The organism is Pseudomonas sp. MPB03 (genome assembly GCF_046605385.1).
GTDB lineage: Bacteria > Pseudomonadota > Gammaproteobacteria > Pseudomonadales > Pseudomonadaceae > Aquipseudomonas > Aquipseudomonas zanjanensis.
In genome coordinates, this window is the sequence record NZ_CP176770.1 from 5362915 (window position 1) to 5375376 (window position 12462).

The window sequence follows — 12462 nt, forward strand, 5'->3', positions numbered from 1 at the left end:
CACACAGTTCTATCGTTTGCCCGCGCGAAGACTGCTAGCATCTGGGCCGAGATTGAACATTCGGTCTGGCCCATCACAGGTTGCCCATGCTCGAGACACCAGCACTGCAAAGGAACGCGACGCTGCCCGCGCCCCTGGACACGCGTTATCAGGTTGAAACGCCGGAAGGCATCGACCTGCCGCTGCGCCCGGCGGGGTTGATGCCGCGTGCAATCGCCTTCGCCATCGACCTGGGCATTCGCGGGCTGGTCCTGGGGTTTTTCTTCCTGGTCCTGGCGTTTTTCGGTGAGCTGGGGCTCGGCCTGGGTTCCATCCTGCTGTTTGTCGTCAGTTGGTGGTACATGGTGCTGTTCGAGGTGCTCAACCAGGGGCGCTCTCCCGGCAAGCAGATCATGGGGCTGCGCGTGGTGCAGGACGATGGCCGGCCCATCGGCTGGTCGGCGTCGTTGATCCGCAACCTGCTGCGTTTCGTCGACATGCTGCCCTTTGGCTACACCTTCGGGGCCATTTGCTGCCTGCAGCATCCGGCGTTCAAGCGCCTGGGCGATCTCGCGGCCGGCACGCTGGTGGTGTATCGCGAACAACCTGTCAAACGCCCCGCATTGCCCATGGCCCCGCCGATACGCACGCCTTTCACCCTGAACTTGCATGAACAACGCGCCGTGCTGGGCTTCGCCGAACGCCAGGCAGAACTGTCACGGGCGCGGGTCAACGAACTGGCGGCGATCCTGGCTGCGCCACTGAACGTCCAGGGGCCGAACGCCACCGCCGAGCTCAATGGCATCGCCCGTGGCCTGTTGGGGCCGACATGAAGCAAAGCCTGTTCGAAAGCCGCCACCAAGGCGAATGGGAGCATCTGTCCCGACAACTCGATCAACTGGAGCGCAGCCGCAACGTGCCCCAGAGCGGTGATTTCCCCGCCGCCTATCGACGGCTCTGCCATCACCTGGCACTGGCCCAGGCCCGGGGCTACAGCAGCTTGCTGGTCGACACCCTGCAACAACTGGCGCTACGCGGTCATCAGCAACTCTACCGGGATCGCAGCCGCCCCTCGGCCAGCCTCTCGGCCTTCATCCTGGTCGGTTTCCCTCGCCTGGTACGTGAACAATGGCGCTTTGTGCTGGCCGCCAGCCTGCTGTTCCTCGGCAGCCTGGTGGGCATCGGGCTGTTGGTCTATCTGTTTCCGGAACTGGTCTACAGCGTGCTGGGCGCCGACGAAATCAGCCAGATCCGCAGCATGTATGACCCCGCCTCCGGGCACCTGGGGCGCTCGGTCGAACGGGCCGCCAGCGAAGACTGGGTCATGTTCGGCTACTACATCATGCACAACATCGGCATTGCCTTTCAGACGTTCGCCAGTGGCTTGATGTTTGGTCTCGGGAGCGCGTTCTTCCTGCTTTTCAATGGCCTGACCATCGGCGCAGTGGCCGGGCACCTGACCCAGATCGGCTCGGGGGGAACGTTCTGGTCGTTCGTGATCGGCCACGGCGCCTTCGAACTCACCGCCATCGCCTTGGCCGGTGCCGCGGGCCTGCAATTGGGCTGGGCCTTGATCGCGCCGGGACGCCTGACCCGGGGCGAGGCCTTGCGGCTCGCGGCGGGCAAAAGCGTGCTGATGATCGGCGGCGTGATGCTGTTCCTGCTCATCGCCGCGTTCATCGAGGCCTACTGGTCCTCCAGCGCCGTGACGCCCGCCACCAAATACACGGTGGGCGCGTTGTTATGGCTGTTGGTGATCAGCTATCTGTCGTTTGCCGGACGGGTCCGCCATGCGCCTGAGTGATGCCACCGTCGTCATCCGCCCACGCACCACCTGGGAAGCCATGGACCTGGGTGTATTGATGAGCCAGCAGCATCGACGCCTGCTGATGACCAGTTGGGCGATCATCACGCTACCGGTGTACCTGTTGCTGACCCTGCTGCTGTGGGATTCACCGTCCCTGGTGGTGATGCTGTTCTGGTGGCTGAAGCCGGCCTTTGACCGTCTGCCCTTGTACATTCTGTCCAAGGCGCTGTTTGGCGAAACCCCGACCTTGAGGCAGGCCTTGCGCCAATGGCCAGCGCTGCTCAAGCCCCAGTTGCTGGCCAGCCTGACCTGGCGCCGGCTGAGCCTGAGCCGCAGTTTCCTGCTGCCGGTGGTGCAACTCGAAGGGCTCGCAGGTGAAGCACGGGAGCAACGCATACGGGTCTTGCTGCAACGTAATCGCGGCGCTTCGCAATGGTTGACCATCATCGGCATGCACCTGGAAACCGCCCTGTGGTTCGGCCTGATGGCGCTGTTCTATCTGTTCGTGCCGCAACAAGTCGAACTGCAATGGGATTGGGAGACGCTGGTGTCCGCAGCCGAACACGACTGGTTGTGGTTCGAGCACCTGGTCAACTTCCTGTATCCGCTGCTGCTGATCTTGTGGGAACCGGTGTACGTCGCCTGCGGCTTCAGCCTCTACCTGAACCGGCGTACGATCCTCGAGGCGTGGGACATCGAACTGGTGTTCCGGCGCCTTCGCCAACGGCTGAGCGGCGTAGCCCCGGTGTTGTTGCTCCTGGCCCTGGTGATGCTGCCATTGGCGCCCCCGGCGTTTGCCGCAGAGGACACCAACGGCCCCGACAGCCCGCGGCTGCTCAACCAGCCCCTCACCAGCGAAGCCTCCCGGGACGGCATCGAGGCGATCCTCGACGCCCCGCCCTTCAAGAACTCCGAGACCATCACCCGTTATCGTTTCGGCGAAGACACCGCTGAACCCGCCGAGGAGACCGAAGAGACCGAGGCCAAACCGAGCTGGCTCAAGGCCCTGTTCAAATGGCTCGGCGGCCAACGCTTCGACATCGCCGCCGCGCTGATCCAGATCGCGCTGTGGGCCTGCTTGATAGGCGCGATCGTCTGGCTGGCCTGGCACTATCGGGAACGGCTCAAGGCCCTGGTCAATCGCCGACCGACGCCACGCCTGCCCGTGGAACGAGCGGCGCCGGCACGCATGTTCGGCCTGGATATCCGTGAAGAAAGCCTGCCGACCGACATCGCCGCCAGCGTCGAACAACTGTGGGCCACGCAACCCCGTGAAGCCCTGGGCCTGCTGTACCGGGCGCTGCTCAGCCGGTTGCATCATGACTTCAAGATCCCCTTGAAACCGTCCGACACCGAAGGCCAGGTGCTGCAACGCGTCGAACAGCTCAAGCAGGACGACCTGCTGGGCTTCAGCAAAGCCCTGACGCTGCATTGGCAAAACATTGCCTACGGGCATCGCCCACCGCCGACCCACCTGCAACAGGAACTGTGTGACGGCTGGCGCGGGCTATTCGGTCCGGGAGCGTCTCGATGAGCCGGCATGCGGGGTGGCTGATCGGCGCCGTGCTGGCCGCCGTGGTGGGCGCATTCGGCTTCTATCTCTACGCCAAAGCCGTGCCCTATGAAGAGGTCGTCGAGCACGGCCCTTCTCCCGAAGCCCAGGCCAACCCTTACCTGGCCGCCGAGCATTTCCTGCGCCAGCGGGGCATCAACGTCGAGCACGCCAACAGCCTGGATGTATTGCCCACCCTGGAGCCTCGCCAGCACAGCCTGCTGTTGCTGGGCGAGCGCACCCACATGACGCCCCGGGAAGTCGACCGATTGATGAACTGGACCCGGGCCGGCGGGCGCTTGCTCTTCGTGGCCGAAGCCTTGTGGGACGACAGCGCCGGCAACAGCGGCGACCTGCTGCTCGACCGCGTGCGCCTGCGCCAATTCCTGAGCAAGGACCTCAAGGAGCCCGCGCCCGAACTGATCAAGGACCGTTATCCGGAACTGACCAAGCTCTACCTGGAAGACGAAGAGGCGCCGGCCTATATCGGCTTCGACACCGACTTTCACCTCGAAGACCCGCATAACCTGGCCCAGGCCTGGGCCAACAGCGCGTCGTCGACCCACATGATGCAATTGACCCTCGGCCTGGGCTCGATCACCGTGCTCACCGATGCCGAGCTGTGGAAGAACGATGCGATCGAGCAGTACGACAACGCCTGGCTGCTCTGGTACTTGAGCGCCGACACGGACGTCACGCTGCTGTTCAATACCGACCACGACGACCTGCTGACCCTGTTGCTGCGCTATTTCCCCCAAGCGCTGGTGGCACTGCTGGCCCTGGTTGCCCTGTGGTTCTGGCATTCGGCGGTGCGCCATGGCCCGCTGCAACCCCCCGCCTCCAAGGCGCGGCGCCAGTTGGAAGAACACGTGCAGGCCAGCGCCGGTTTCCACCTGCGCCACAACGGCCAGCAGCACCTGTTGCACGCCTTGCAGCAAGACGTGCTGCGCCGGGCACGCCACCTTCACCCAGGTTTCGAACAACTGGCCGTCGCCGAACAGTGGCAGGTACTCGCCCGCCTGACCCGACAACCGACGCGGGCCATCAGCCAGGCCTTGAGCCCACGGCCGAAACAGCGGATGTCCGGCGCCGAGTTCTGCCGCCAGGTCGCCCATTTGCAAAGCCTTAGGAATGCCTTATAGATTTTTCCGCAGAAAAATCCGCAAAATCACTGGAAATCGCCTATCGTACGGTGTCGCTACAGCTAGTAATAACAGGCGTTACAAGCCGTTTTATTTTCCGTAAAAATTTCCGCAGGTATTGCCCAATAAACAGCCGTTATGTTCGCTGGAAGCAAACGATGATCACCTCGAAAACGTACCTGGATCCCGTACTGCCAGAAAACCTGCCCGACTCGCTCATTCAGGCCGCGGATCAGTTGCCACGCAAGGCAGCCTTTCTGGCCGGACGTCTGGCCGATGAGACATCCAGGCAACTGGCGGGCCTGTTGCGCATCACCAACACCTACTACTCGAACCTGATCGAAGGGCATCGCACCGAGATTGCCGACCTCCAAGTTGCTCGCACGACACCAAAACGGGAAAGAAAGGAACTCAAAGAGCTGGCCGTGCACCACATGACGCAGCAGGAAGTGATGGAGCGGCTACTTCGTATGCGGCCAGCGGACAATTTCTCCGCGCTGTTCGATCCCAAGTTGATCGCGGCCATCCATCGTCGTCTGTTCAAGGACGCGTCCAAGCAGGAACTGACCCTGGGCGATGGGCGCCTGATGGAACCCGGCAGGCTGCGGGCCGAAGAGAATGAACAGGTCCAGGTTGGCGCGCATGTCGCTCCCTCGGCGGCTGTTGTATTGCCCATGCTTGAGCATCTGCAGTTGCACTACGGACGAATCAGGGATCCGCGGCGCCAATTGATCGCTGCCCTGGCAGGCCATCACCGGGTGGCGCTTGTTCACCCCTTCCTGGACGGCAATGGTCGAGTGATTCGGATGCTCACCCACCTGCAACTGGTTCACCTCGGGCTAAAACCTTTTCTTTGGTCACTGTCTCGCGGCCTGGCTCGCAGGCAAGACGAGTACTATCGCTTCCTGGCCTTGGCTGATCACCCGCGTGAGGGTGACTATGACGGGCGCGGCCAACTCTCACAGCGTCACTACTTCAACTTCATCGAGTTCATGCTCGATGTCTGCCACGACCAGATCGAGTACATGACGACCTCGCTAAACCCGGCCAAGCTGCGCGAACAGGTTGTTCATGTGTTCTCGACGGATCCTGAGCTTCGCCGTGCCGGCATCCGGCCCACCAGTGCTGCTGCCGTACTGGCGCTTCTCACTCAGGGCGTAATGCCGCGGGCGGAGTTCAAGGTATTCACAGGCTTGAAGGATCGGCTGGCAACCGAAGAGCTGGGCCGCTTGATCGAAGCGGGGATCGTGGTTAGCAGTACCCCCCGGTCTCGAACGGTGGAAGCGGGGTTGCCCGCACGCTTCGCCGGATTAATCTTTCCAAACCTGCATTTTCAGATGGGCTAAGGTGTGCCAGCGACTCAGCTATCACTGCCCGGCACTGAAGGATGAAAGCGTTAGATCACGAGTAAATAGGATTTAACCGTTAGGAGAACGCCAGAATTGACGACTGAACAGAACGAACCTGCCGACGGCCAGGCCCACGCCGCCCAACAGCGCCAGCGCGCCAGTCAGTTGGCCCAGGCCATCCGCACCGAGCTACGCAAAGCGGTGGTGGGTCAGGCCAGTGTGATCGACGATGTGCTCACGGCATTGATCGCCGGTGGCCACGTATTGCTCGAAGGCGTTCCCGGATTGGGCAAGACCTTGCTGGTGCGGGCCCTGGCTCGCTGTTTCAACGGCGAGTTTGCGCGCATCCAGTTCACCCCCGACCTGATGCCCAGCGACGTCACCGGGCACGCGGTGTACGACTTGCAGACCGAACAGTTCAAGCTGCGCAAGGGCCCGGTGTTCACCCATCTGCTGCTGGCCGACGAGATCAACCGTGCGCCAGCCAAGACCCAGGCCGCGCTGCTCGAAGCCATGCAGGAGCGCCAGGTCACCCTGGAAGGCCGTGCCCTGCCCATCGCCCAGCCGTTCATGGTCCTCGCCACCCAGAACCCCATCGAACAGGAAGGCACCTACCCGCTGCCGGAAGCCGAGCTCGACCGCTTCATGCTCAAGGTGCGCATGGATTACCCGGATGCCGACCAGGAGCTGGACATGGTCCGCCAGGTCAGCCGTTCGACCCGCGCCGACATGCTCGATGTGCAACCGCTGCGCATGGTGTTGCAGGCCAAGGACGTGCAAGCGTTGCAACGCATCGCCAGCGACCTGCCGATGGACGACCAGGTGCTCGACTACGCCGTGCGCCTGGCCCGCACCACCCGCAGCTGGCCAGGCCTGACCCTCGGCGCCGGGCCTCGCGCGTCGATTGCCCTGGTGCGTTGCGCCCGGGCCCGGGCGTTGTTGCGCGGCGGCGACTTCGTCGTGCCGGACGACATCAAGGGCTGCGCCCTGGCCGTACTGCGCCATCGCGTGCGGCTGGCGCCGGAGCTGGACATCGAAGGGCTGTCGGTGGATCAGGTGCTGGGGCAGTTGCTTGATCAAGTGCCGGCGCCGCGGTTGTGATGAGGGCGTCTGTGCCAAGCGTGCTTTTTGTGCCAGGAATACCTTCTATGGCAGGAATGTCTTCTGTACCAGGAATGCTTTTTGTGCCAGGAAAATTCTTGGTGGCAGGCATGCTTTTTGTGCCAGGAAAATTCTTGGTGGCAGGCATGCTTTTTGTGGCGAGGGAGCTTGCTCCCGCTGGGCTGCGAAGCAGCCCCCAAGTTCTATCTGACACACCGCCAAGGGACGCTGCGCGTCCAGCGGGAGCAAGCTCCCTCGCCACAGGAAACCTCACTGCAGCAAATTTCTTTGCCAAGGCAAACATCCCCTGCAAGGGCATGCGCCGATGAAACCCTCACGCCTGCTGCTGACCTGGCTCGCCGTGCTGCTGGGCGTGAGTATCGTGCTCGGCGCACTGCGAGCGCTGGGCATCGCGGTGCCATCGACGCTGCTGTCGATCAACTGGGGGTTGCTGCTGGCCTTGCTGGCCCTGGCGCTGCTCGACGCGGTGCGCGTCCGGCGCCTGCCCTCGCCGCGGGTGCAACGGCAAATGCCCGGGAGCCTGGCCCTGGGCCGCTGGGGTGATGTCCGCCTGGAAGTCAGCCACGACTTTGCCCAGCCGCTGCACGTGCAGCTTTTCGATCATGTTCCCGATGGCCTGGACTTCGAAAACCTGCCGCAGTCGGTCGAACTGCAACCCGGCCAGCGCAGCCAGGTCGGCTACCGCCTGCGCCCGCTCAAGCGCGGTCACTTTACCTTCGTCCAGTGCGAAACCAACCTGCCGAGCCCGCTGGGCTTGTGGACCGATAAGCGCCTGCTGGACGCCGTCGACCACACCCGCGTCTACCCGGATTTCGCCAGGCTCTACGACGGCCAGTTGCTGGCGGTGGACAATTGGCTCAGCCAGCTCGGCATTCGCCAGCGGCAACGCCGCGGCCAGGGGCAGGAATTCCATCAATTGCGCGAATTCCGCGAGGGCGACAGCCTGCGCCAGATCGACTGGAAAGCCACCGCCCGCCATCGCACGCCGATCGCCCGGGAATACGAAGACGAGCGCGACCAGCAGATCATCTTCATGCTCGACTGCGGCCGACGCATGCGCAGCCAGGACGGCGAGCTGGCGCATTTCGACCACGCCCTCAACGCGTGCCTGCTGCTCAGCTACACCGCCCTGCGCCAGGGCGATGCCGTGGGCCTGAGCACCTTCGCCAGCGAGCAAAGCCGCTACCTCGCCCCGGTCAAAGGCACCGGCCAACTCAACGTCCTGCTTAACACCGTGTACGACCTCGACAGCAGCCAACGTCCCGCCGACTACCAGGCCGCCGTCACCGAACTGCTGGCCCGGCAAAAACGCCGGGCCCTGGTGGTGCTGGTGACCAACCTGCGGGATGAAGACGATGCGCAATTGCTCGCGGCCGTGAAACGGCTGGGGCAACAGCATAGGGTGCTGGTGGCCAGCCTGCGCGAAGACGCCCTCGACCGGTTGCGCCAGGCACCGGTGCAAACCTTGCCCGAGGCCTTGGCCTATTGCGGGACGGTGGACTATTTGAATGCGCGGGCGGAGCTGCACAAGCAGCTCGCCGCCCACGGCGTGCCAACCCTGGATTCGCGCCCCAGCGAATTGGGTGCGGCCCTGGTGACCCAATACCTGGCCTGGAAAAAAGCCGGAACCGCCTGAAGCTGATCACTTAAGTAACACGATGAACCCGTGGCGAGGGAGCTTGCTCCCGCTGGGCTGCGTAGCAGCCCCTTTTTTGGGGAGCGCTTCGCACTGAAACAGCAGCCCGATCACATTGGTCCTACAGCGAGACAGCAAAAGTCCGATTAACTACAGCGCCTTGCGCAACGGACTACAGATCCGCCAGAATCCGCCGGCTTGTGCACCTTGGCCTCGCCCCGTAACTTGATTCGCGTCGCTGATATCCAGCGATCGGGTTTAGTCGCCCGGGGTACATCACCAAGATGCATTGCGTCTCCATCAGTCAGGTCTCCCTATCCCTGCTCTTGATGGTGGCTGTGCGCAGGGCGCTTCGGCGCGCCGGTTTTTGGTGACACTTCCCCGGTCGACTAACCTGCGTACAGCCGCCACCCCTCCGTTTAGTCGCGAAGTGGTCAAGGCATTATTTTAAGGAAGATCACCATGTTCAAAGCCACACCTAACCCACCCCACACCGATCCGCTATCCCCTCACGAAACCCCCGATCCCGAAAAACTCGACGAAGCCGCCCAAAGAGCCCTGGACTATTACCTCAAGCCCAACCACGGCCAACCCGACAAAAAACCTTACAAACAACCGGACTACTTCATCGTCGCCCCCGACGCCGACCCCGAAGGCATGCTCGCCCACACCTACGAAACCTTCTGTTCGGTAAGCACGTTGATCCTGGATCTATCGGAAGACCTGGAAGGCGCCCCGCGCAACCTGGCGTTGGCGATTCACCAAATGGGCGAGATGGGGGTGTTGTTGCTGGAGAAGATGCTGGATAACGAAACAAGGGTTCAGCGCTAAAAATGGCCGAATGACCTGTAAAAGCTACAGGGATAGATGACTGCCCTGTGGGAGCGAGCTTGCTCGCGATGGCGGCGGTACATTCAACATTGCTGCAAGCTGATCCACCGCTATCGCGAGCAAGCTCGCTCCCACAAAGTAATTGACCCCTGAATGCTCAGGCCGACGCCGGCAACGGATAGAAACTGAAATACTGCCGCAACGCGCTCACCAGTTGCCCATAATCCGGTGATGCCGCCAGCAGGCTGAAACCGGCATCGAAATGTTGTGGCGTCACGTCTTCATGGCACCACAGGCACCTGGCTTTCAACTGGATGTTTTGCTGCGGTCCTTCCTCGACGGGGATTTTCAGGAGCAAGTCAAAATCCGCACCGACCATCAACGGTAAATGGCTGATCAACATCAATCCATTCTCGGAAACATTGCCCAGGAAACCGATGGGCCTGTCGTTGACAGCGTTGAATACTCTCAAGAAATACGGCAATTGGTGCCGTTCGATTCGGCGTTCCTTGTACATGTCCTGTATCGCTTTCTTAGCGGCCACATACCGGGCCAACCGATCACTTCGGAACGAACCCAAGCGAGCCCGCTCTCCCCAATCCCGGTGCCAGACGCTAAAACCGTCTATGAGCCTACTTCTGCCGGTCTCAGGTGCTTCTGAAAAAGTAGAGATGTTGCTCTAGCCATGACTTGTACAAATATAGCCCAAGCTAAGATGGCAACCAGTCCCATGTATTAATTTTCATAAACACGACGGGCAGAGGACGGATGGCCAGGATTACTCCTGGCCACGGGAGGGAGGGTCAAGAAGCAGGACGGATCGCCGAGGCGCTGCGGGTCGGGTAGTGGCCCAGGCTCTGCAGGGTTTCGAGCCGGGCACGAGCGCGGAACGCGTATTCGCTGTTAGGGTATTGGGCGATGATGAACTGGTAGGTCTGCGCTGCATCGATAAACAGCTTCTGCCGCTCCAGGCACTGGCCGCGCAGCATCGAGACTTCCGGCTGCATATAGCGGCGGGCACGGCTGGCGCGATCGACCTTGGACAGTTCGAGCATGACCTGCTCGCAATTGCCACGGTCATAGGCCTTGTAGGCCAGGTTCATGTGGTGGTTCATCGACCAACGGGTGCAGCCCGTGACGCTCAGGGCCAGGGCAACAAAAAGCACGAATCGCATGGGAGGTTCTCCTGTCTTGAGCTCTGTATCGACCTGGCGGGGAAAATCTTCAGCCGAAAACACTCCCATGGTGAACACCTGTGTGGCGAGGGAGCTTGCTCCCGCTCGGTTGCGTAGCGACCGTAAAATCTTGGGGCTGTTGCACAGCCCAGCGGGAGCAAGCTCCCTCGCCACAAGAGCAGTGTTCGGCTTAAGTAGTTAAAGGCGCAAAAATTTTCAGGAATGTTCATTTCGAAAAACAAACGAAAAAGTAGTGCATATGAACAATGACTACACCCAAAGAGCATAGTAGCCTTCGCTGGCGCTTGAACTTGAGGAGTCTTGCATGTCCGTCCGTCGCACCAAAATCGTCGCTACCCTTGGCCCGGCCAGTAATTCGCCGGAAGTTCTCGAACAGCTGATTCTGGCTGGCCTGGACGTTGCCCGTCTGAATTTCTCCCACGGCACCCCCGACGAGCACAAGGCTCGTGCCAAGCTGGTGCGCGACCTCGCTGCCAAGCACGGCCGCTTCGTTGCCCTGCTGGGTGACCTGCAAGGCCCGAAGATCCGTATCGCCAAATTCGCCAACAAGCGCATCGAGCTGAAGATCGGTGACACCTTCACCTTCTCCACCAGCCATCCGCTGACCGAAGGCAACCAGCAAGTGGTCGGCATCGACTACCCGGACCTGGTCAAGGATTGCGGCGTCGGCGACGAGCTGCTGCTTGACGACGGTCGTGTGGTGATGCGCGTCGAGACCGCTACCGCCACCGAACTGAATTGCGTCGTGACCATCGGCGGCCCGCTGTCGGACCACAAAGGCATCAACCGTCGCGGCGGTGGCCTGACGGCCCCAGCCCTGACCGAAAAAGACAAGGCCGACATCAAGCTGGCCGCGGAAATGGAAGTCGACTACTTGGCCGTGTCCTTCCCCCGTGACGCGGCGGACATGGAATACGCCCGTCAACTGCGCGACGAAGCCGGCGGCACCGCCTGGCTGGTGGCCAAGATCGAACGCGCCGAAGCCGTGGCCGACGACGAAACCCTCGACGGCCTGATCAAGGCGTCCGACGCCGTGATGGTGGCCCGTGGCGACCTGGGCGTGGAAATCGGCGATGCCGAGCTGGTGGGCATCCAGAAGAAGATCATTCTGCATGCACGCCGCCACAACAAAGCGGTGATCGTTGCGACCCAGATGATGGAGTCGATGATCCAGAACCCGATGCCGACCCGCGCCGAAGTGTCCGACGTAGCCAACGCCGTGCTCGACTACACCGACGCCGTGATGCTCTCGGCCGAAAGCGCCGCCGGCCTCTACCCGCTCGAAGCGGTGCAGGCCATGGCGCGTATCTGCATCGGCGCTGAAAAGCACCCGACCAGCAAGACCTCCAGCCACCGCATCGGCAAGACCTTCGAGCGCTGCGACGAAAGCATCGCCCTGGCGACGATGTACACCGCCAACCACTTCCCGGGCGTGAAGGCGATCATCGCCTTGACCGAAAGTGGTTACACGCCGCTGATCATGTCGCGCATCCGCTCCTCGGTGCCGATCTACGCGTTCTCCCCACACCGCGAAACCCAGGCCCGCGCATCGATGTTCCGTGGCGTCTACACCGTGCCGTTCGACCCGGCGGCCCTGCAACCGGGCGAAGTCAGCCAGGCGGCGGTGGATGAACTGGTCAAGCGCGGCGTGGTGCAGACCGGCGACTGGGTCATCCTGACCAAGGGCGACAGCTACCACACCATCGGCGGCACCAACGGGATGAAGATCCTGCACGTTGGCGACCCGATGGTCTGAGTGACCGAGCGCTGAAAAATAAAAGCCCTGCCATGTGAATGGTGGGGCTTTTTGGTTTTTGCCTGCTGAAGCCTGTGCTGCCTGATCTGCCG

The 12462-nt window shown here is 62.0% G+C and carries 11 protein-coding genes; 9 read left to right on the forward strand and 2 right to left on the reverse strand.

Annotated elements, in window-relative coordinates; all coding sequences use genetic code 11:
- Nucleotides 1-86: 86 nt before the first annotated feature.
- The 8 genes from ACLH0I_RS23255 to ACLH0I_RS23290 all read left to right on the forward strand — a co-directional run bounded on the left by ACLH0I_RS23255 (nt 87) and on the right by ACLH0I_RS23290 (nt 9418).
- Complete coding sequence (locus ACLH0I_RS23255) at nt 87-812, forward strand: RDD family protein (RefSeq protein WP_411385490.1); 726 nt, start codon at nt 87-89, stop codon at nt 810-812.
- The gene (locus ACLH0I_RS23260) at nt 809-1783 is read left to right on the forward strand and encodes a stage II sporulation protein M (protein WP_411385491.1); all 975 of its coding nucleotides are present in this window, start codon (nt 809-811) and stop codon (nt 1781-1783) included. The genes ACLH0I_RS23255 and ACLH0I_RS23260 overlap by 4 nt, the downstream gene beginning before the upstream one ends.
- Nucleotides 1770-3320, forward strand: a complete 1551-nt coding sequence (locus ACLH0I_RS23265; protein ID WP_411385492.1) for a DUF4129 domain-containing protein — start codon at nt 1770-1772, stop codon at nt 3318-3320. The genes ACLH0I_RS23260 and ACLH0I_RS23265 overlap by 14 nt, the downstream gene beginning before the upstream one ends.
- On the forward strand, nt 3317-4480 hold the full coding sequence (locus tag ACLH0I_RS23270; RefSeq protein WP_411385493.1) for a DUF4350 domain-containing protein: 1164 nt from the start codon (nt 3317-3319) through the stop codon (nt 4478-4480). Before ACLH0I_RS23265 ends, ACLH0I_RS23270 begins: the two co-directional genes overlap by 4 nt.
- Nucleotides 4481-4638: 158 nt before the next feature.
- On the forward strand, nt 4639-5826 hold the full coding sequence (locus ACLH0I_RS23275) for a Fic family protein (RefSeq protein ID WP_411385494.1): 1188 nt from the start codon (nt 4639-4641) through the stop codon (nt 5824-5826).
- A gap of 96 nt (nt 5827-5922) precedes the next feature.
- Nucleotides 5923-6930, forward strand: coding sequence for an AAA family ATPase (locus ACLH0I_RS23280; RefSeq protein ID WP_250963390.1), 1008 nt, complete (start codon nt 5923-5925; stop codon nt 6928-6930).
- Nucleotides 6931-7255: 325 nt separating this feature from the next.
- A complete protein-coding gene (locus ACLH0I_RS23285; RefSeq protein ID WP_250963389.1) occupies nt 7256-8587 on the forward strand; it encodes a DUF58 domain-containing protein in 1332 nt (443 codons plus the stop codon).
- Nucleotides 8588-9049: 462 nt separating this feature from the next.
- A complete protein-coding gene (locus ACLH0I_RS23290; protein ID WP_411385495.1) occupies nt 9050-9418 on the forward strand; it encodes a DUF6124 family protein in 369 nt (122 codons plus the stop codon).
- Between the two features lie 157 nt (nt 9419-9575).
- Here the strand turns inward: ACLH0I_RS23290 and ACLH0I_RS23295 are convergent, their stop codons facing one another.
- Nucleotides 9576-9935, reverse strand: a complete 360-nt coding sequence (locus tag ACLH0I_RS23295; protein WP_411385496.1) for a PilZ domain-containing protein — start codon at nt 9933-9935, stop codon at nt 9576-9578.
- A 286-nt stretch (nt 9936-10221) separates the two neighbouring features.
- Complete coding sequence (locus ACLH0I_RS23300; protein WP_411385497.1) at nt 10222-10593, reverse strand: tetratricopeptide repeat protein; 372 nt, start codon at nt 10591-10593, stop codon at nt 10222-10224.
- A gap of 325 nt (nt 10594-10918) precedes the next feature.
- Here ACLH0I_RS23300 and pyk point away from each other — a divergent pair, with 325 nt between their 5' ends.
- Nucleotides 10919-12370 (forward strand): pyruvate kinase, encoded by a 1452-nt coding sequence (pyk, locus tag ACLH0I_RS23305; RefSeq protein ID WP_053124684.1) that lies wholly within the window; start codon nt 10919-10921, stop codon nt 12368-12370.
- Nucleotides 12371-12462 lie beyond the last annotated feature (92 nt).